General features: G+C 49.0%; 21 protein-coding genes and 1 pseudogene. 17 read left to right on the top strand and 5 right to left on the bottom strand.

Annotated elements, in window-relative coordinates:
* Positions 1–232: 232 nt before the first annotated feature.
* Positions 233–2,749 carry a DNA topoisomerase (ATP-hydrolyzing) subunit A gene (locus AWQ21_RS08890; protein ID WP_065714233.1) on the top strand — a complete coding sequence of 839 codons (2,517 nt, stop codon included), beginning with the start codon at positions 233–235 and terminating at the stop codon, positions 2,747–2,749.
* Here the strand turns inward: AWQ21_RS08890 and AWQ21_RS08885 are convergent.
* Complete coding sequence (locus tag AWQ21_RS08885) at positions 2,724–2,915, bottom strand: hypothetical protein (protein WP_065714232.1); 192 nt, start codon at positions 2,913–2,915, stop codon at positions 2,724–2,726. The genes AWQ21_RS08890 and AWQ21_RS08885 overlap by 26 nt on opposite strands.
* A gap of 134 nt (positions 2,916–3,049) precedes the next feature.
* Here AWQ21_RS08885 and AWQ21_RS08880 point away from each other — a divergent pair, with 134 nt between their 5' ends.
* The 4 genes and pseudogenes from AWQ21_RS08880 to AWQ21_RS08865 all read left to right on the top strand — a co-directional run bounded on the left by AWQ21_RS08880 (position 3,050) and on the right by AWQ21_RS08865 (position 6,059).
* On the top strand, positions 3,050–3,841 hold the full coding sequence (locus AWQ21_RS08880) for an ABC-2 family transporter protein (RefSeq protein ID WP_065710975.1): 792 nt from the start codon (positions 3,050–3,052) through the stop codon (positions 3,839–3,841).
* 50 nt (positions 3,842–3,891) lie between these two features.
* On the top strand, positions 3,892–4,119 hold the full coding sequence (gene psb34 / locus AWQ21_RS08875) for a photosystem II assembly protein Psb34 (RefSeq protein ID WP_065714231.1): 228 nt from the start codon (positions 3,892–3,894) through the stop codon (positions 4,117–4,119).
* Positions 4,120–4,498: 379 nt separating this feature from the next.
* The gene (locus AWQ21_RS08870; RefSeq protein ID WP_065714230.1) at positions 4,499–4,822 is read left to right on the top strand and encodes a translation initiation factor; all 324 of its coding nucleotides are present in this window, start codon (positions 4,499–4,501) and stop codon (positions 4,820–4,822) included.
* 71 nt (positions 4,823–4,893) lie between these two features.
* Positions 4,894–6,059 (top strand): annotated as a pseudogene (locus AWQ21_RS08865) (ISAs1 family transposase).
* On the opposite strand, the gene AWQ21_RS08860 reads toward AWQ21_RS08865, so the two are convergent.
* Positions 6,043–6,954: a ChaN family lipoprotein gene (locus AWQ21_RS08860; protein ID WP_065714229.1), complete on the bottom strand. Its 912-nt coding sequence runs from the start codon at positions 6,952–6,954 to the stop codon at positions 6,043–6,045. The pseudogene AWQ21_RS08865 and the gene AWQ21_RS08860 overlap by 17 nt on opposite strands.
* A 139-nt stretch (positions 6,955–7,093) precedes the next feature.
* On the opposite strand from AWQ21_RS08860, the gene AWQ21_RS08855 reads away from it, so the two are divergent.
* The 9 genes from AWQ21_RS08855 (at position 7,094) to AWQ21_RS08815 (ending at position 14,917) form a co-directional block, all read left to right on the top strand.
* Positions 7,094–7,507 (top strand): VOC family protein, encoded by a 414-nt coding sequence (locus AWQ21_RS08855; protein WP_065714228.1) that lies wholly within the window; start codon positions 7,094–7,096, stop codon positions 7,505–7,507.
* Positions 7,508–7,555: 48 nt separating this feature from the next.
* Positions 7,556–8,152 (top strand): hypothetical protein, encoded by a 597-nt coding sequence (locus AWQ21_RS08850; protein ID WP_065714227.1) that lies wholly within the window; start codon positions 7,556–7,558, stop codon positions 8,150–8,152.
* A gap of 162 nt (positions 8,153–8,314) precedes the next feature.
* A complete protein-coding gene (locus tag AWQ21_RS08845) occupies positions 8,315–9,544 on the top strand; it encodes an RNA-guided endonuclease TnpB family protein (RefSeq protein WP_065714226.1) in 1,230 nt (409 codons plus the stop codon).
* A gap of 79 nt (positions 9,545–9,623) precedes the next feature.
* A complete protein-coding gene (locus AWQ21_RS08840) occupies positions 9,624–10,280 on the top strand; it encodes a YdcF family protein (RefSeq protein WP_065714225.1) in 657 nt (218 codons plus the stop codon).
* Between the two features lie 30 nt (positions 10,281–10,310).
* Positions 10,311–10,775: an NADAR family protein gene (locus AWQ21_RS08835; RefSeq protein ID WP_065714224.1), complete on the top strand. Its 465-nt coding sequence runs from the start codon at positions 10,311–10,313 to the stop codon at positions 10,773–10,775.
* 89 nt (positions 10,776–10,864) lie between these two features.
* A complete protein-coding gene (locus AWQ21_RS08830; RefSeq protein WP_065714223.1) occupies positions 10,865–12,076 on the top strand; it encodes an FAD-dependent hydroxylase in 1,212 nt (403 codons plus the stop codon).
* Between the two features lie 90 nt (positions 12,077–12,166).
* Positions 12,167–12,685: a hypothetical protein gene (locus AWQ21_RS08825; RefSeq protein WP_065714222.1), complete on the top strand. Its 519-nt coding sequence runs from the start codon at positions 12,167–12,169 to the stop codon at positions 12,683–12,685.
* Positions 12,686–12,749: 64 nt separating this feature from the next.
* Positions 12,750–13,640: a hypothetical protein gene (locus AWQ21_RS08820; protein ID WP_065714221.1), complete on the top strand. Its 891-nt coding sequence runs from the start codon at positions 12,750–12,752 to the stop codon at positions 13,638–13,640.
* Between the two features lie 98 nt (positions 13,641–13,738).
* On the top strand, positions 13,739–14,917 hold the full coding sequence (locus tag AWQ21_RS08815) for an esterase-like activity of phytase family protein (RefSeq protein WP_065714220.1): 1,179 nt from the start codon (positions 13,739–13,741) through the stop codon (positions 14,915–14,917).
* Here AWQ21_RS08815 and AWQ21_RS08810 read toward each other — a convergent pair.
* Together AWQ21_RS08810 and AWQ21_RS08805 are read right to left on the bottom strand one after the other, a co-directional pair.
* Complete coding sequence (locus tag AWQ21_RS08810; RefSeq protein ID WP_065714219.1) at positions 14,863–15,636, bottom strand: HAD family hydrolase; 774 nt, start codon at positions 15,634–15,636, stop codon at positions 14,863–14,865. The two genes, AWQ21_RS08815 and AWQ21_RS08810, sit on opposite strands and share 55 nt — an antisense overlap.
* A 112-nt stretch (positions 15,637–15,748) precedes the next feature.
* Entirely contained in the window at positions 15,749–17,065 is a 1,317-nt protein-coding gene (locus AWQ21_RS08805; RefSeq protein WP_065715281.1) for a sensor histidine kinase KdpD, read from the bottom strand.
* Between the two features lie 279 nt (positions 17,066–17,344).
* Here AWQ21_RS08805 and AWQ21_RS08800 point away from each other — a divergent pair, with 279 nt between their 5' ends.
* Positions 17,345–17,674 carry a DUF3155 domain-containing protein gene (locus AWQ21_RS08800; protein WP_065714218.1) on the top strand — a complete coding sequence of 110 codons (330 nt, stop codon included), beginning with the start codon at positions 17,345–17,347 and terminating at the stop codon, positions 17,672–17,674.
* A 169-nt stretch (positions 17,675–17,843) separates the two neighbouring features.
* Here the strand turns inward: AWQ21_RS08800 and AWQ21_RS08795 are convergent, their stop codons facing one another.
* A complete protein-coding gene (locus AWQ21_RS08795) occupies positions 17,844–18,437 on the bottom strand; it encodes a cofactor assembly of complex C subunit B (RefSeq protein ID WP_071932278.1) in 594 nt (197 codons plus the stop codon).
* A 30-nt stretch (positions 18,438–18,467) separates the two neighbouring features.
* On the opposite strand from AWQ21_RS08795, the gene AWQ21_RS08790 reads away from it, so the two are divergent.
* Both AWQ21_RS08790 and queG read left to right on the top strand, forming a co-directional pair.
* Entirely contained in the window at positions 18,468–19,178 is a 711-nt protein-coding gene (locus AWQ21_RS08790) for a response regulator transcription factor (RefSeq protein WP_065714217.1), read from the top strand.
* A 36-nt stretch (positions 19,179–19,214) separates the two neighbouring features.
* On the top strand, positions 19,215–20,198 hold the full coding sequence (gene queG / locus AWQ21_RS08785; protein WP_065714216.1) for a tRNA epoxyqueuosine(34) reductase QueG: 984 nt from the start codon (positions 19,215–19,217) through the stop codon (positions 20,196–20,198).
* The last annotated feature ends 28 nt before the right edge of the window (positions 20,199–20,226 follow it).

Raw genomic sequence — 20,226 nt, 5'->3', positions numbered from 1 at the left:
AGCAGAAGCACAATATATCATCTCTGCCGCCTTGACTATCACACCCTTAAATTAAAGACATCGCATAATTTATTTTTACCCAAAGCAAGGCGAATCCATAACAATGTTTTTTGCGACAGAGAACCCTATGCCTTTATGGTGAAAAAGATGCAAACGCTTGTAAAGATTTAAGAATCAACAGTATATTCCTTGAAAACAGCGTTCTCCATTATTGTCCAACTAGCATAAATTCATGGCACAACAACTTGATCTGCTCCAGTCCGGTCACATTATCCCAACAGCGCTCCATGTGGAAATGGAACAGTCCTATCTGGAATATGCGATGAGTGTGATCGTTGGACGCGCCTTGCCAGATGTGCGGGACGGCCTTAAACCAGTGCATCGCCGAATTTTGTATGCAATGTATGAGTTAGGCTTAAGTCCGGATCGTCCTTACCGGAAATGTGCGCGGGTCGTCGGGGATGTGTTGGGGAAGTACCATCCCCATGGCGATCAGTCCGTTTATGATGCCTTGGTACGGTTGGTACAGGATTTTTCAACGCGCTATCCGTTGTTGGCAGGCCATGGAAATTTTGGCTCCATTGATAATGATCCGCCAGCGGCGATGCGTTATACCGAAACACGGTTATCACCCCTCAGTTTTGAGGCGATGTTGGCGCAGATTAGCGAAGATATCGTTGATTTTACGGACAATTTCGATGGGTCTCAGCAAGAGCCTGTTGTCTTACCAGTGCAGTTGCCAGTGCTGTTGCTGAACGGTTCATCGGGGATTGCGGTGGGCATGGCCACGAATATGCCGCCGCACAATTTAGGGGAAGTGGTGGATGGGTTGATTACCCTGATTGATCGGCCTGACATTGAAGATGAAAAATTATGGGAAGTGATCCCGGCACCGGATTTTCCGACGGGAGGTGAGATCGTTGATCTCGCTGGGGTACGTGACGCTTACCGGACGGGACGAGGAATTATTCCGATGCGGGGCATTGTCCACTTGGAAGTGCTGCAGGTGGGTAAGAAACGAAAACGGGATGTGAATGCGCTAGTGGTGACGGAACTGCCTTACCAAGTGAATAAGGCAGGCTGGATCGAAAAGTTGGCGGATCTGGTGAACGATGGCAAAATTTCGGGGATTTCGGATATTCGGGATGAGAGCGATCGCCAAGGGATGCGGGTGGTGATTGAACTGAAGCGGGATGCAGAACCGGAACAGATTTTGAAACTGCTCTATAAAAAAACGGCGCTCCAGTCGAATTTTGGGGCGATTTTGTTATCTCTAGTGGATAATCAGCCCCGTCAGTTATCATTAAAAGCGATTTTGCAGGAATTCCTTAAATTTCGCGTCGAGACCCTCACCCGTCAGTATGAGTATGAGTTGGCCCAAAAGGAAACCCGACAACATTCGGTGGAGGGGTTATTGCTCGCGCTGAATAATTTGGACGCAGTTATTGAAATTTTGCGCAACGCGGCGGATGGCACCACAGCAAAACAGCAGTTCCAAGGAGAACTGGGGTTTAGTGAAAGTCAGTCCGATGCAATTTTAGCAATGCCCATGCGGCGCTTAACGGGTTTGGAACGCCAAAAACTGGAACAGGAATTTGCAGAACTGACTACAGAAATTGCCAAATTGAATAAACTGTTGGGCGATCGCCATGAGTTGTTAAAGGCACTCAAGCGGGAATTGCGCAGTTTAAAACGAAAATTTGCCGATCCGCGTCGTACCCGTTTACCGGAGACCCCAGCACCAGAGGCGAAATCTGCTCCGGCCAATGCTGATCCCGCCGCCGCACCAGAAACCCCGAAGAAAAAACGAAAATCCCGCAAAAAAGAGGAGCCTGCCCTCACATTGCTGCCGCAATTGACGGAGACTTCCCATGTGGCGATCGCCGCGTCGGGGGGGGTGTACTGGGGCAATGATGATGCGGGGTTATTGGATGAGGAACCGACTATTTTTAAGGCGCAGATTGGCAGCCAGGAAAATTTAATTGTCTGCACCGATCAAGGGAAAGCCTTTCCGGTGGCGATCGCCGATTTGCCCTACCAAGAGCAGCGAGATAAATCCCAATTAGTTGATTTATTGCCGGATCACGCCCTACGAGACAATCATCAACCCATTACCCAGTTTTTGCTGCCCGATAATTTAGCAGCATACGATTTACTGTTACTTACGGCCCAGGGACGAATTAAGCGTTTACCAGCGGTGGAATTAGACAGTTTTACCAGCCGTGGTTTGAGTCTGATTAAGCTCAAAGACAAGGACACCCTCAAATTTGCTTGCTTTGTCAAAGGGGGAGATCAGGTGGCGATCGCCGTCAGCAGTGGACGCGTTTTACATTTACCCGTCAACGACTCCGAAATTCCCGTCATGGGTCGCACTTCCCAAGGGAACCAAGCCCTCCGCCTGCGATTTAACGAACAAATTGTCGCCTGTGTGCCCTGCCAGCGAAACAGTGAACTTTATCTGATTTCCGAAGAAGGTTACGGCAAAAAATTAGCCGCCAGCAGCTTACGGCTTGGTAAACGGGGCGATATGGGCAACCATGTAATGCGTTTTGAGTCGAAAACAGACCTCTTGCTGGATCTCTTTGTGCCCGATCAGCAGGACTCCCTACTAGTAAAAGATGCCCAAGAAAATCTCGACCTGTTGCCCTTAAGTAAATTTAACTTGGCTGAAAAGGATAGCGCGGGACAAAGACTGGTGAAATTAACCGGGGGCGATCGCCTCGTTAATTGTTATCTGAGTGGGTCGTAGAAGCCATAAAAAAGAGGGGATGAATTTCCCCTCCGTGGTCATTGCCCTTGAGCTTGTTTTTGAGCATTTTATTGCGTTTTTTCAGTTGCCGTTGACGAGCCGCGCCGCCTTTGCCTTTGTCATTACGACCCCGACGCCGGGGACTTTCCCAACTTTTGATGCGCATCGGATTTTATGGTGATTACTTAAACTTCTTTTTTGACCATAACACAAATGGCTCAGACTTTTCTGCGGGGTACAAAACTCGGCCATAGGTTAAACTTTCAGCCTATGATAAAAGCGACTTTTTTCTAGGAGACTATGGTGCGATCGCCGTTCCGAAAAGCACAGGTTTTATTCACCACCTACTATGCCTACATGGTGGAATATCGGGCCGAGCTATTTTTTTGGGTGCTCAACTCATCCTTGCCGATTATCCTGTTGGGGGTGTGGACAGAAGCCTCCAACCAAGTAGAGTTGCCCCTGTCTGCGATTGAATTCGCCCGCTACTTTATCGCTGTCTTTTTTATTCGCCAACTGACCCTCGTCTGGGTAATCTGGGAATTTGAAAAGGAAGTCTCCCAGGGAAAACTGTCCTTTGCCCTGCTCCAGCCCATTGACCCCGTCTGGCGGCACTTTGCGAGCCATGTGTCAGAACGGTTTGCGCGCTTGCCCTTTAGTATTGCCCTGGTACTCTTGTTTTTCGCCCTTTATCCCCAAGCTTTTTGGGTACCGAGTCTAACCCAGGTGTTGCTCTGTATTCTCACAGCGGCGATCGCCTTTGGTCTTCGTTTTCTGTTGCAATACACTTTTGCTATGGCGGCTTTTTGGGTGGAACGGGCCAGTGCCATCGAACAAATTTGGTTTTTGTTTTATATTTTCCTGTCTGGCTATATCGCTCCCCTCGAAACCTTTCCCCCTTTAATGAAGGAAATTGCCCTGTTGACCCCTTTTCCCTATGTGGTGTATTTTCCTTCAGCGATTTTAATGGGGTTGCCGGTGCGCCTCACCGAAGGCTTCATTGTCATGGGCGTTTGGAGCCTGATTTTCTATGGTCTTAATCGCTACTTTTGGCGCAAAGGTTTGAAACATTACTCTGGCATGGGTGCTTAGGCAGCTTAACTTTTGTTGAGTTTTATTGATAGCTATAAAGTTAGGTTCCTATGATGATCGAATCCCCTGGGGATTTAAAGATTGACAAATTTGAAGGAGCCACCATGCGCTACATGGAAGATGAAGACGGTAAGCTGAATAATTTTGCCCAAGAGCCCAAAATGTACCAAGCAGAGGCAAAAACAGCCAAAGAACAAAAAAATTTGCTGGTTATTGGTATTTTAGGAGGTGTACTGGTGGTGGCGCTCATTGGCGTTACGGTCCTGATTTCAGGCTAAGAGTCCGGTTCGGCGGCTAGGAAAGTCAGGTTACACTGAAGATGTGATTAATTCGTCACATTTAAGAGGCGATCGCCATGAATGAAGGACTTCTCGCTGTTGAAATTATTGGGATTTTTACGGTTGCGTTTATAATTTTGACCCCGATTCTCTGTTGGGTTTTACCACACCATTTTTCTCTTTCCTGAAAGCAGTTTTGGTCAAGTTTTCTCGGGCTGTACCTGGCCCACCACAAGGATATTGATGGAATCCAGTTCACCAAGGGCGGCCCTGTCGCTCTTTTTTTGTGGTCGGTATGATTTTTAAACGGGTAATGACGCAACGAACCATAAAACCCGTAAGCTATGGACAAGTACACCCAAGCGATTGAATTTGAACGATGGCACGCAAAAAAGTTGTCTATCAAGAATTTGGTAACACCGTCGCAGACGATACCCCGGAGATTATCGATCTGCCGCCCCAACAACAAAGTCCCCGCATCCAAGCGAGCCGTTCTGGTCGTAAGGGCAAGACTGTGACTGTGATTGCAGGATTACAACATTCCCCAGAGACGTTACAAAAACTCTTAAAGCAGCTAAAAAATAAATGCGGCTCCGGTGGCACCCTTAAAGACAATACCCTGGAAATTCAAGGGGATCACCGCCAGTCGATTCTCGCATTCCTCCTTGATCAAGGTTACAAGGCGAAAATTAGCGGTGGTTAGGGCATGGTTGGCAGGGGCTACGCATCTAAAAAAAGGTGTAGAAAGGAGGAAAGAGGAAAAATGTGAAAAGAATGGCATCCCTATTTAACAACGAAGTTCTCAAAGCCAGTATTGACAAGCACTTTGGAGAAATAGAAGACCCAAGAGTAGAACGTACACGGGCACACTACTTAGTCGATATCATCGTTATCGCTCTTTTTGCCACTATATCAGGAGCCGATAGTTGGGTAGGAATCGAAACCTATGGAAATTCCAAAGAAGAATGGCTCAGGCAATTTCTCGAGTTGCCCAACGGCATCCCCTCCCATGATACTTTTGCCAGGGTATTTGCCAGATTAGACTCAGAACAATTAGAAGCAGAATTTCGCAACTGGGTAGGGACAATAGCAGGAAAGCTCTCAGCTCAGGTCATTGCCATAGATGGAAAAGCTTCACGAGGCTCCTACGATAGGGAAAAAGGCATTAAAGACCTACAACTGGTCAGTGCTTGGGCAACGTCATCTCGTCTAGTGTTAGGACAAGAGGCTGTGGAAACAAAATCCAATGAAATTACAGCCATTCCTCAACTACTCGCACAACTAGAGCTCAAAGGATGTATTGTGACCATCGATGCCATGGGCACTCAAAAGAAAATCGCCCAACAGATTTGTCAAGCTAAAGCAGACTATATTCTGGCTCTCAAGGGCAACCAGGGTAGATTGTTTAAAGCAGTAAAAAACCTGGGTTTGAAAAGCAAAGAGAATCTGCCAAAGAATGGCGAGAAACGGGATGGCATCAGACGGAGAAGGGACATCAGCGTCTAGAAACCAGAACAATCTGGCAAATTCCAGCATCTCATGTTTTGCCTCAAGAGTTACGGGAGCCTTGGCAGCAACTCCGTACCATCGTCATTGTGGAAGGAACTCGTCAACTTTGGCATAAGACTACTCACGAAATCCGCTTCTTTATCAGTTCTATAGAAGCGACAAATCAGGAGTTTGCCAGTCATATTCGCAATCACTGGGGAATTGAAAATCAGCTTCATTGGTGTCTTGACGTGGTCTTTGGAGAAGATAATTCTCGAATTCGCCAAGGTCATTCGGCTCGTAATATGAGCCTAATGAGGCGGTTCACGTTGAATCTGCTTCGTCAGGAGACTTCTCAAACCAGCCTCACCATGAAGCGTTACAAGGCTGCCATGGACAATGGTTTTTTACTTAAAATCCTTGCTGACTCTGGTTTTATTTTAGATGCGTAGCCCCTGGCATGGTTGGCGCTTCTGTCCACCAAAAGAGATCAGCAACCTCTGGTGTTGGGGTGAGGCCAGGATTGGGATTGAGTAAAACGATCTGCTGTTTTAGATTTTCGCCGAGGCGACGTTGCACCCGCTCAGGAATGCCATAGCCATAAATGACATGGCCTTGACCAGCGAGGGTAATGATTTGGGTCTTGGGGTTATTTTGAGCAAAATTGGCGATCGCCTCAGCCATGGTTTCATCCCAGACCACCTGGGCCGCGAAGAAATCATCAAAATCAAAATTGCCATGCTGACCATGGCCTGTGAAAGCATCCTGGAGGAGAGCTTGATAGCTTTCGTTGCTCAGATCCAGTTCGTCACGGGGCGGTAAATATTCATAATCGGCAGCCTCTAAGCTATCCAAACCGGCTGAGGACACCTGACGCACCACTTCATTGGGGGCATTGAGGGCGATCACTGGAATTTGCTTTTCCTGGGCAAAGCGGAGAATTGGCGCGTACAATTCCCAGTCAAAACCCCAACGGGTTTCATATTCCGTTTGGGCGACCAGTTCAGCTTCGCTAATTTCCCCGGCGATGTATTGATCTAAAACCGCTTGGAAGGGCCGTTGAAACATTTCCATGGCGATCGCCACTTGGGGATTATGATCGTGGAGAGCTTTGATAATTGCTAACTGGGCGATGTGATCGGCCTCGCTGGTGTGGTGTTCGCCGAGGTAGATGACCTGTGCTGTTTTCAGAGCAGCGAGGGAGGTGCTGGCGTTGGGCATGGGCGCGGTTTTGACGGTAATCGCGTTTAAGTTATGGCCTAAGCTGTCATCGGCATAGGCAAAAGAACCATAGAAACAGAGGCTCCCCCACAACAGCCAACCCCAAGTATTGCGCCAAGCTCCCATACCTTTTTCCCCACAAATCTTTTTTAAAAAAAACTAAAGAGAACTCAAAAAACTATGGCTATGGTAACGCAGGGGATTTTTGGCGACAGATTTAGCCCTGGGGGAAAATTGATCTGTCCTTTACCTAAACCAGTCAGCCATGCACCATGCTTCGATTCGCACTGCAGATATCCACCGGGCGATCGCCTTTTATGGGCAGCTCGGTTTCGCCATGGAAACCCAGTTCACCACAGGATATACCCTCGCCTGTTGGCTCAAAGGCCCCCTCGGACGGCTGGAACTCATGCAAATCCCCCAACCAAAGCCCGCCCCCGATGCCTTTGGCGATGAACATTATGTCGGTTACTATCACCTATCCTTTGACCTGACTGAAATCACCCCAGATTTATCCACTTGGCTCGCTGATTTACAACAACAGACCCCGGAACCGATCACAATTCTTTTGCAACCCCAACAGCAGATGATCGGCGATCGCATTTATGAAGTGATGTTTCTTGCCGATGCCGATGGGCTGCCCCTCGAATTTATCCGGTATCAGGGAACACGGGCCTAAGATTCCCCTTTGCTACACTGGAGAGCCTGTGAATTTTTTCTCCCGCCCATGACCGACGAACAGCTCAAGCTTTTTTCTGTGGCCGATGCCCCGAATCCTTACCGCGTCGAGCGTGTCCCCAGGCTCACCATGGGCAAAGAAAGCCTCTTGCAATGGAAGCAACGGATTCAAAACTTTCAAGACAATGTGCGTCAAAATCCCCCCGCAAGCCAAACCAGTTTACTTTTCGAGACCCAGTCGAAGCCAGACCACTGGGACGCCGAAAAAATTGACCCTTTTAACCTACCGCCGAAGCCCTGGGACTTCTATCGGGAGCGCTATGATCCCCTCCAGGAAAGTCAGGCAAATATTTACTTCGTCCTTGACCATGCGGTGCCGTTGCTGCTCTATGTGGGGGAAACAAAATTATCGATTAAGCAACGCTGGAAAGGGGTTCATGATTGCAAAGACTATATTGATGCCTACATCAGCTTGCACCGTCAGTACGGCTTGAATGTGGCAGTCAATTTAGCGTTTAATGTGTCAGTCCCGGCAGACCGTCCCCAACGGCTCGCCCTAGAACGGGATTTAATCTTGAAGTGGCGATCGCCGTTTAATAAAGAATGTTGGCGCTACTGGGGACAACCCTTCCAGCGGCGGGGCTAAGATGGGGCTATGCTCCCCGTAAATCTTTCTACCCATTGCCTATCAGAAAAACTCCGCAGTACTCCGCCTATAGCCACAGGCTTAGGGGGTGGTGTAGCGGAGCAAGCCGTAAGGCTTAAGTTCTTAATACACAGTCTACAAAATATTTGTCAAAATGTAGATATGCTAAACATGACGTGGGAATTTAAGCTAAAACTAACTGCTGAGCAGGTTTCAGAAATTGAGCGCACATTAACCGTGTGCCGCAAAGTCTGGAACTACGCTTTGCGTGAGCGTAAAGACTGGCTGAATTCTCGCAAGTCACCGATTAACGCTTGCTCAATCGAACGTGAGTACATCATTTCGGTTGATGAACCGTTTCCTAATTACCACGTTCAAGCAAAACGCTTGACTACAGCCAAAAAGGAAATCGAAGCACTGCGGTCGGTCAACGCTCAGATGTTGCAGCAAGTTTTACGCAAACTTGAAACAGCGTTTGAGCAATGGCGAATGAAAAAACATGGCTTCCCTCGGTTCAAGAATCAAGCTCGGATGCGCAGTTTTGTGTTCCCGCAAATGCTGAAAAACTGCGTCAGCCAAGCTGGCATTAAACTGCCGCAGCTGGGATGGGTGAAGGTTCGGTGGTCACGTCAGATCCCAGACTTGTTTGTTGTCAAGCAAGCGCGGATTGTACGCAAGGCTTCTGGTTACTTTGTCATGTTGAGTTTGCAAGCCGATGTGGATGTACCTCAAACATCGTTTTATGGGCATTCCATTGGCATTGATGTCGGGCTGGAATATTTTCTCAGTACTTCGGACGGCACACAAGTTAAACGCCCACGCTTCTTTGCTAAGTTACACCGCAAGCTGAAATTGCTGCAACGTCGCTTAAAGCATAAGCAGAAAGGAAGTGTTAACTGTGCAAAGTTGTTAAAGAAAATCGCCCGTGTGCATCAACGGATTGCAGATACTCGCAAAGATTGGCATTTCAAGCTAGCGCATCGAATCTGTGATCAGGCTGATAGCATTTTTATTGAGGATTTGGATTTCCGAATCATAGCAAAAGGGATGCTCGGCAAGCACACACTTGATGCCGGATTTGGGCAATTTACCAATCAAATACTGCCTTGGGTTTGCTTCAAGCGTGATAAATATTACGCCAAAGTCAACCCGAACGGTAGTAGCCAGGAATGTCCAGATTGCGGCGGTGCAGTTCGCAAAACACTGAGTGACAGATTGCATCATTGTCATGCGTGTGGGTCAACTAAGCCCCGTGACGTTGCAGCGGCTCAAGTGATCAATTCCCGTGGGCAACGGGATAGAGAAAATGCCTGTGGAGTCGAGGTGGCGGGGGATTCGGTAACGGGTTCTAGTCAACTGGCTGTGAAGCAGGAAATCTTTAGAGCGATCTAAAGAATCCCCATCCAAACAGAGTTATGGATGGGGAGTATGTCAAAATTGGCGATGTTTTGCTTTCTCTCTTTTCCTTGGCATGGCTATTTCTCCTAGAAAAGTGGCGCGACAGCGATCGCCCCGACCGCAGCAAGCAACGTTTTGCCGACGGCGCTGGTTTGTTTTTGGTCTCATTGGCCTAACCTGTGCGGCGATCGCCTACCAACGTATCCAGGGAGCTTTACGGCCAGCTAAGGCCATTTTCGTCCTCGGGGGCCACGAAGAACGGGAGCGGTTTGCTGCCCAATTTGCCCAGGAACATCCGGATCTAAAAGTTTGGGTTTCCTCCGGTAGTCCACCGGAATATGCCCGCCAGATTTTTGCGAACTATCAAATCGAAGGCGATCGCCTCCAGCTCGATTACCAAGCCGAAGATACCGTTACCAACTTCACCAGCCTCGTAGACGAATTTAAAGCCGAGGATATCGATAGCGTCTACCTAATTACTTCTGAAAATCACATGCACCGCGCCAAGCTCGTGGCTAGTATTGTTTTCGGCACCCACGGCATTGCCATTAAACCGGTACCTGTCCCGTCAGATAATCCCCCTGAAACGACCATGAAATGTATCCGTGATGGACTCCGCTCAATCCTCTGGGTGGTCACCGGTGAAACGGGCCGCGAGTGGCAAACCCTGACGCAGATCCCCGCCCAGGCGATCGCCCCCAGCGCCAGACAACCAGAGGAGAATTTATAATGACTGAGGTTTTGCTTGTGTAGAGGAGTCATGATGGAGTCAAACACCGAGCCAATTTATTTTTATAAGGCGAATGACCCCTATGGCTGCTTCTCGAATTTTTCCCTGCATCCGATCCACTGCGAAGCCCTAAACTGGCCCACCGTTGAGCATTTCTACCAAGCCCATAAATTTCTCCCCACCCATCAACAAGATCTCATCGACAAAATTCGCGCTGCCCCGACCCCCGAAATTGCCGCTGCCTTAGGCCGCGATCCCCAGCACCCAAAACGCCCCGACTGGGAAGACATTAAGCAAGAAATTATGTGGCAAGGGGTTTGGACGAAATTCAAAACCCACATTGACATTGCCCAAATTTTGCTGGCGACGAAGGACGCAGAAATTATTGAAAATTCCCCGGTGGACTATTACTGGGGCTGTGGTGCCGATGGCAGTGGGCGCAATTATCTAGGCAAAGTCTTAATGCGGGTACGCCGCCAACTGCGCCACGGGTAATAACCCCATAGCCTTCTTTCTAGCGAAAATGTTACCTTTTGTTTAGGACAAGCCACGTCCTAGCAGTTCCTCATTTCTCGCGCTCAGTAATGGAAAAATCTCACCTTGGGTTTGATGTGATCATTGTCGGTGGCGGTATTGTCGGGGTCACCCTCGCGGCCTGCCTCAAGCAGACAGATCTGCGGATCGCCATCGTGGAAGCACAACCCCTTGATGTGGTGACCCAACGGCAGCGGGCCTATGCAATGTCCCTGCTTTCCCAACGGCTTTTTCAGGAGTTGGGGGTTTGGGAGGCGATCGCCTCCCGCAGTGGCAAATACCGCAACATTCAACTGTCAGACGAAAATTTTTCTGGTGTCGTTAAATTCTCCCGCCAAGATCTCAAAACAGACTTTCTCGGTTTTTCGGGGCAACACCAAGTCGTCCTTGAAAGCCTCCAGGCTTCTCTGCGGGGCTATGATAATATCCGTTGGTTTTGTCCGGCCCAAGTCACTGCCATTCACTATCAGTCCGATCAGGCGATCGTAGAATTATCCAGCGAAACCCAAGGAAATCTAAACATTCAAGGGGCTTTGGTGGTTGGAGCCGACGGGCCACGCTCCCTCGTGCGCCAAGGGGCTGGTATTAAAACGAGGGGTTGGAAATATTGGCAATCCTGTGTCACCTGCGTTGTCGAACATGAAGCCCCCCGCAATGACGTTGCCTTTGAACGGTTCTGGGGCACAGGGCCGATGGGAGTTTTGCCCCTAACAGAAAATCGTTGTCAAATTGTCTGGACGAATCCCCATGCTGAAGCCCAACGCCTCAAGGAATTGCCCCCTGACGTTTTCCTAGAACATTTAGAACAACACACAGGCCCCCAGCTAGGCCGCTTGAAATTGCTTGGCGATCGCCAGGTTTTTCCGGTGCAACTGATGCAAGGTGATCGCTATGTGGATCAGCGTCTCGCGTTAGTGGGAGATGCGGCCCATTGCTGCCATCCGGTGGGGGGTCAAGGTCTCAATTTAGGGATCCGTGATGCTGCGGCCCTTGCCCAAACCTTAATCGAAGCCCAGCAACGGGGACAGGATCTCGGAAGTTTAGCTGTTTTGAAACGCTATGAACGGTGGCGCAAGCGGGAAAATCTCGTGATCTTGGGCTTTACGGATTTCCTTAACCGTCTTTTTTCCAACCGGATTTGGCCTGTGGTCTGGGTGCGCCGAATGGGTTTGGTGATCATGGCGAAATTTAGCCCTTTGCGTCTGTTTGCGCTCAAGCTCATGACCGGACAAAAGGGCCGTCAACCCCGCATTTTGGCGTAACTTTCTTGCTAGATTGTTAATTTTTCGGGAGATTCTGGGGATTTGCGTTCAAAATTGAAACCAAGTGAGCGTAAATTTCCCAATCATCCCATGCGTGTTCAATCTATCTATCGGGCGATCGCCCCCCTTCTCCTGGCGAGTCTACTGTTCCTGACGGCCTGTGGCGGCAATGCTCCGGTTCCTCCCCCTGACCCGAACCCTGGGGCTAATACTGAAGTCACCGCCCCGGCAACGGAGACGGCCCAAACGCCCCAAAAGGGCAGTGCTTTTAATCAATTTTTCCCGGCGGACAAAACCGAGGGCTATGACCGGGTCTTTACTCAAGAAAAAGAAGGTTTTGCGGAAATTAAGTTAACCCTCAACGGTACGGAAATGGCAAAGATTTCCATCTCGGATACCGCTAATAATCTTGCCGCCCGCAATAAATTTACCGAGGCCGAAGAAACCGTTAATGGCTTTCCCCTCGTGGCCCAGGGGGCAAATACCCATGCGGTTTTAGTCGGCGATCGCTATCAAGTGAAAGTGATGTCCCGGGATGCCAGCTTTGGCCCCGATGAGCGCAAGGCCTGGCTCGCTAAGGTGAATCTGCAGGGTTTAGCGAGTTTATAAAGCCAATTTTTCGTAAACCACAGCCGTAATCTTTCCAGATATTGACTAAATTAGGAGGTTTTTCATGAGTGCTTCAATTGTGGAATTGATGGATCAGTTACCCGAAAAAAATCTCACGACCATGCTTTTAAATGGTCTGGATTTTGTGGTGCCTGGGGAATGGACAAATATTGTTGGCTTCGACAATATGGTCAAAGCTGTGACGCGGGAAACCGATCCGGCAATCCTTCAAGCGGTACGCGATCGCGCCATTGTCCTCTACAGCGACAAATCCCAAGGTTATCAGCGGGCGATGTGGATCTACCAAACCGTTGATCGGGCAGATAAAGCCTTGGCGGCGGCGGCCCTGGCGAATAAGGTGGGCGATAAAATTCCCTTGGTGGGCGGTTTGATGCAGAAAGTAACCCCCAATGCGGATAAGGCCCAGGCCATTGATTTATGTCTCAAGCTTGTCGCCGAAATCACCTGTTTCTGTCAGATTAACGGGATTCCGGGGGATAGTCTGGGGGATTTCATGAAGGCGATCGCCGACTATAGTGGCGAAGAATTGATGCGGATCGCGACCCTGATTTGTGTAGATGGCTTAATTCCCCTGGGGCCGGATTTCCTCCAAAAAATTGACCGAACCTTAAACAACCTTTCGGCGGGAGAACTCAATAGTAATCCGGCCTTTAGCCGCGTTGGAGAATTTTTACCAGGGGGCAATCCGGCGGGGAAATTGGCCTTTATTAACCGTAGTTTTAGCTCCATGCAGGGCTGGATGAGCGGCTTCGTCAGTGCTCGCGGTTTAACCCCCGAAAAAATCATGGATCACATCCAAGGGTTTGTGGAAGTTTCCGATAACAAGCTCGATTATGTGGCGGCTTTCTTGGATCTCAGTACCAATTATTACGAACACACTGGCACCCAAACCGTTGCCCGGCGGCTCATTGACCGGGCCTATGGAGAAATCTAGAGCAAGCCATTGCCAGGGCAAACTTTGATAATCTGCTAGTTTAAGGGAGGAAAATCACCTCTCTTTTTTGTTGTGTTGTGGGAAAGCAAAAAGCCGTTATGAAGCCGAAAAATTCCTGGTGGCGATCGCCAAACATTTTATGGATCAAACTTTGTCTCATTGGCAGCTTATTGATTGGTTGCGCCCCCATTGTTCCCCCAGCAGAAAGCAATCCCCGCACCTTCGTGCCCCTAGCCGTAGAATTTTTAGATGAATATTGGCTACCCAAAACAGAGTTTCAAGGGACGACCGTCGGCGGCTTATCGGCCCTCTATTACAATGCCCAAACCGGCGCCTACTATGCCCTGAGTGATGACCGCTCCCAGTTTGCTCCAGCGCGCTTTTATACCTTCGATCTGGACATCGACGAAACCGGGGCCATTCCCCAAATCCAAGGGCTAAACCTCAAGGCAATGACACCTTTAACCACTCCTGACGGTGAAACCTTTGCCCCAGGGAGCCTTGACCCAGAAGGATTGGTTCTCTCGCCCCACAATACATTATTTATTTCCAGCGAGGGAGATACCGATGCCGCCATTGATCCTTTCGTGAAAGAATTTGACCTCGAAGGTCACGAATTGACCTCCCTCAGAATTCCCCAGCGTTTTCTAACAGGCGATCGCCAGCGGGGGGTACGCAACAATTTAGGATTTGAAGCCTTGGCCATTTCTGCCCCTTCCCAAGCCGCCGCTGACCCCTTTCGGATCTTTGTTGCTTCAGAATCTTCCCTTTATCAAGATACCCGGTCTGATAATGTGGGGGCGCCCATTCGTCTATTGCATTACGTGATCAATCCCATCGGCGAACCTGTGTTAATCGCCGAACATCTCTATCCCCTAGAACCTGCTCCCCAAGGGACGTTTTCCAATGGCCTGGTGGAAATTATTGCCCTCCCCCAGGAAGGTTATTTCCTTAGCCTGGAGCGCAGCTATGGCCTTGGAGGTGTTGGCGCAAAACTGTTCCAGGTAACCATTGGCAATGCCACCGACACCGACCGCATTGAGTCCCTTGCCGGCAATCCAGAGACCGTTGTCCCCATGCGGAAAACCCTCTTACTGGATCTGCGACAATTGGGAATTAGCCTCGATAACCTAGAGGGCATGACCCTAGGGCCACAGCTAGCCGATGGCAGCCAAAGTTTACTGTTGATCAGTGATGATAATTTCAGTGCCGATCAGGTAAATCAACTTTTGCTCTTTCGCTTGAGTAATTCGGCGGCTAAAGTCACATCAAAATAGGGCCAAGTCCCCACCTCTCCGGCTAGCACCGTAAAGGGTTGATCGGGTTCGCCCAGATCACTAAGTACTAGGTCGGCCCCCGTAAAATCTTGGTTAGCGGTGTAGTTATTCACGGTGACAACGGTGGTGAGGCCGGCACCCCGTGACGAAAGCCAGCCATTACCGGAATCCTCAAAGGCAACGCATTGATCGGCCCGGAGATTCATTTTTTCGAGGGCATAGAAAAAGATATCGGGGGCCGGCTTTTTCTGGGGTACCATGTCGCCAGCGGCGATCACCTCAAACCAATCCATGGCATCGGGGGCCAGGGAATGGGTTAATAGGGCAGTGACATTGGCTGGGGTGGTGGTGGTGGCGATCGCCAAGCGAATATTTTGATCCCGTGCTTCTTGGATCAGTCGTCTAACGCCGGGGCGTAGGGGCAAAACTTCATTGGCGAGTAAATCGCAGTAATGCTGGGTTTTGCGAGCGTGGAGATCCTTGATAAAAGCAGTCAAGTCGCTCACCGTTGGCATTTGCGGCTGCCAAGATTCAATGTAAAAACGAATTCTTTCTTTACCCCCCGTCACCTTCAGGAGCTGGCCATAGAGATCCACTGACCAATCCCAGGACAAACCGACATCGGCAAAGGCACGGTTAAAGGCAACGCGATGGGCATCCTTTTCTGTATTAGCCAGGGTGCCATCCACATCAAAAATCAGGGCTTCTAGTTGTCCCATGTAAAACCTCAACTATTTTTATCGTCCCACTGTACTGGGAAATTATCTGCAATACTAAAAAGTTGCTTGATGCAAAAACAGCATTCTAAATGTCAAAAATCAAATAATTAAATCAATCGCTTGGAGAAAACTCGGCCGAGATGACTTGATTGGGGTTGGCGGCAACTTTGAGCCACAGCATAAAGGTGCTACCGGGGAGAGTTTCGGTATGGGGTAAACCGATGGTTGGACTATACACTTCAATGTCCCCGGCCATTTTACCCACAAGATCAGCGGCGATCGCCAACCCAAGTCCGGTACCTTCAATGGCACTTTCAGCCTGCACACCCCGATAATGCCGTTCAAAAACGTGGGGTAAATCTGCCGGAGGAATGCCGTAGCCCGTATCGTGGACGGCAATGGTGAGTTCCTGAGTCTGGGCTTCAACCTGTAAGAGCACTTGCCCCCCGGACGGTGTATATTTCAGAGCATTTTCTAAGAGATTATTCAAAACTTCCATCAGGGCGGTGTGATTCCCCAAAATCCAGGGAGACGGTTCTGGCAGCGCGTAATTTAAAGTGATTCCCCGCTCGGCGGCGATCGCCCCCAGGGAAGCCACAAGGGGAAGCACCACTTCTGCCACGGGTAGCGGTTCTACGGCAAGGGAGCGGTCTGGGGCCAGACTCGGCCCACCATTGGGAGGTAACGCTAAACTTGGCCCCCCTTCTAACTGGGGAATTTGAGCCGTTAAGAGATCCACCTCTTCGCTAAATTGGGTGAGTAATCCCTTCAGGCGATCGCTTTCCCGGACAATTCCCTCAGCGACTGTGTAATTTTTTTCCGTCGGCAGCAACCGTTTCAACAGCAACTTACCGAAGGTACTAATCGCCATCGTTGGATTACGGAGCTGATGCAGCAGATCATGGAAATGCTCTTGCTCTAGGGCCTGTAGATGTTGCTGTTGGGTGAGCCGTTCCGTTGCCCAACTCTTTTGTTGATCCAATACACAAGCCAGCACTAAACCTTCGGCAATCAATTCAATCTGGGCCACCTCCGGCGATCGCCAACCTCGGTCTCGTCGTCCCGTCGCCAAAATCCCCAAAATCAAATCACCATGCCACAGGGGAAATGCCCTCGTTGGTTCCCCCAATAGATCTATCAGATCTTCCGGTAAAGCCCCCGTCTCCTCGCCCATCGAAACATCAAGCCATTCCCCTTGATCCGGATCCATCGTTACCATGTCCGTTGCCCCCTGCCTCCCCGCAGCCAGTAAACGATCAGGAAAAGCACTAATCGGTTGGAGGGTAATTTCTTGATTCTCTTGATCTGGCTGGGCCAAATAAACAATCCCCCACTCAGCCCCAATCCCTTGGGCTAACAATTGCAACTGTCCTTGGCACAGGGACAAATACTCGGGGCTAACTGGCAATAGTTGCGGTAATGTCGTCATGAATTTCATCCTCCCAAGCCGCAATCCCTAGGGGACGTTTCCCAGGAAACCTTGATAAATCAGGGGTTTTGACAAAAAACTTAATCCTTTTTTCACTTTTGGATTGATCGCCCACCTTCATTGGATTGTAGTAGATTTCCTAATACAAAAAATCCAACCCATAGCGAAAAACAGTCAATTTTCACTTGATTTTTTTCAATGGAGCCGATATACTTTGCTCGACATTCTGTAACTCCTGTTACAGCTGTTCTAAAAAAGTAAAGAAGAGGAGGTACTGGGTTGGCAAGAAAGCGTAAACGCAAGAGTCGGCGTCGGCAAGAAGGAAGAAAAATTTTAGAGATTGTCCCACAATATAATATCGAAAGCGGTGATGACAAACCTGTGACTGCAGCCCGCAAGCACATTGCTGCGAATGGGATTATGCCCCCAGCAGTCGTTGTAGTTAAGCGTAATGAGCATACCACTGATCGGTACTTTTGGGCAGAAAAAGGATTGTTTGGTGCCCAATATGTAGAGGAGAATCACTTTTTATTCCCCAGTCTACGGGTGCTTTGTAACAACGCCGATGAGGAAGCATCTGAAAAAGCGACTGTTTCTAGCAAAGCTTAAAGTTCCTTCAAAAAATATATCACTTAACCCAACGTTTAGTGATCTCTAAATCCCCTTCTATCAATTTCAGTAATCCCTAGTCCCACCCATTTTAGGGTCGGGGCTATTTTTGTTGCGTTGTTCCCATAGTATTGATGGCTAATTCTAGGGTTTGTTGGGGAGGCATCTCCTAGGCTTCGTGGAGTTGGTAGGGCATGACCTGGCGCAGTTGGATCAATTCATCACGGTGGGCTGTCACTGTGATCAATCGGGTGGGGGTCTCAGTAATCGGTGTTTGTGTGGTGATCTGTAAAATGACTTTTTCTATCTTCCCGGCCTTGCGCCAGTAAAATAGACCCGCCAAGGGAGCCAGGAGACAAATACCAAGGAAAGCAAAGCCAATATTGGGATAGAGGAGTGCTAGGACTAGGGCGATACAAACTAAGCCAAGGGCCGCTAATAGACTTAAGAAAACAGCGATAAAGCCACTGGGAGGGACAAAGCCTTCATAGGTGACAATGTTGTTCACGCCATCAACTGTGGTAATCCGATAGGCTCGCTGTTCGAAATAGGTTTGGAGGCGCTCAAAGATGGATTCTTCAGGTTCTTTTGCCAATAGCTCTACTTGTTCGGTGCGATCTTTGATGGAAGCGCGGATGAAGAAAAACAGACCCACCATCAAGAGCAATGTGAGGAGGAGGGTCGAGGTGATTACGGATTGTTCTAGCACGGTTTTTACGAGGGGGGCTTGAAGATTCACTGCATATAAATGTATATCGATCATGCTATATTTTGGGAAGTCTCCGGGAAAACCATGAAAAAAATTCGGGTTGTTCTAATTGAAGATCATGATTTAACGCGGATCGGGCTACGAACTTCTCTACAACAATGTGCGGACATTGAACTTTTGGCAGAGGCGGCCAATGGGGTGGATGGATTGCGTTTATTAGAGGAGATTCATCCTGACTTGGCAATTGTGGATATTGGTTTGCCTGAGCTAGATGGAATTGAGCTAACGCGAATTTTGAAACAAGAAAAACTCAAACATCAGTCCCAAGAGGCGCAAACAAAGGTTTTAATTTTGACGTTGCAAGATGATGATGCTGCTGTTTTAGCGGCTTTTGCGGCAGGGGCAGATTCTTATTGTATGAAGGATATTACGTTTGATCATTTGGTAGAGGCAGTCAAAACGACCGACTCAGGTAATAGTTGGATTGATCCGGCGATCGCCCGCATTGTTCTCAATCAAGTGCAAGGGGGAGAATCCCTTTCTGGCACTACGGTCACGATTCAAGCGACTTCTCCGGAGGATCAACAACTCCTTGAAAGCTGTCCTTTAACGGATCGAGAATTGGAAGTACTCCAATTGATTGTTGATGGTTGCAGCAATTCCGAAATTGCCGAGCATTTATTTATTACGGTGGGTACCGTTAAGACCCATGTCCGCAATATTCTCAATAAACTCTGTGCCGATGATCGCACCCAAGCCGCTGTGCGCGCCCTTCGTTCCGGTCTGGTCGGTTAAAAAGCGCTTTGGTTAAGATTCATCAAATTATTCAACATGTTGCAGTTGCAAACAGATAGGACTGTCCAAATTAAAGAATATGCTCTAAATTTAGGATTTCATTTGGTGGGAATTGCCGATGCCACCGTGGACAATGCCCACAATCAACAACAGTTACAAGCTTGGTTAGCAGCAGGGTTCCAAGCAGAAATGGTCTGGATGGCTAACTCTAAACGCCAGGATGTCACAGCCTGTTTACCAGGGGTGCAGTCGGTTATTTGTGTTGCCCTCAACTATTACACCCCCTATGAACATTCCCAGGAACCAGGAGTGGGCAAAATCTCCCGTTATGGCTGGGGACGGGATTATCATCGTGTTTTAGGGAAACGTCTAAAAGCGCTTTGCCAGTGGCTCACCGCAGAATTTCCAGAAGAACAACATCGCTTTTATGTGGATACTGGGCCTGTCCAGGATAAGGTTTGGGCGGAGCGGGCGGGCCTCGGTTGGATTGCCAAAAATAGCAATGTCATTACCCGAGAGTACGGTAGTTGGATCTTTTTGGGAGAAGTCCTCACCACCTTAGCTCTAACGCCGGATCAGCCCCACACGAAACATTGTGGTACTTGTACCCGTTGTATTGAGGCCTGTCCAACTCAGGCGATCGCCGTTCCCTTTACCGTTGATGCAAACCGTTGCATTGCTTATCACACCATCGAAAATCGGGCCGAACAACTGCCACCTCACATTGCCCCACATTTACAAAACTGGGTCGCCGGTTGTGATATCTGTCAGGATGTCTGCCCCTGGAACCAGCGATTTGCCCAACCCACCGACATCGACGATTTTCACCCTTATCCCAAACATCTGGCACCAAGACTCACCGAACTTGCCACCCTATCCGAAACAGAATGGGATCAAAGACTCACAGGATCGGCGCTGCGCCGTATCAAGCCAGCCATGTGGCGACGCAATGCCCAAGCGAACCTCGACCATCAACCCATAGAAAAAAACCTCCCCCATAAGATGGAGAAGGCGGAATAATATTTAAGTACACACAATCAAATCAGAA

The organism is Picosynechococcus sp. PCC 7003 (assembly GCF_001693255.1).
Classification (GTDB): domain Bacteria; phylum Cyanobacteriota; class Cyanobacteriia; order Cyanobacteriales; family MRBY01; genus MRBY01.
This window is presented reverse-complemented; position numbering and strand designations above follow the sequence as displayed.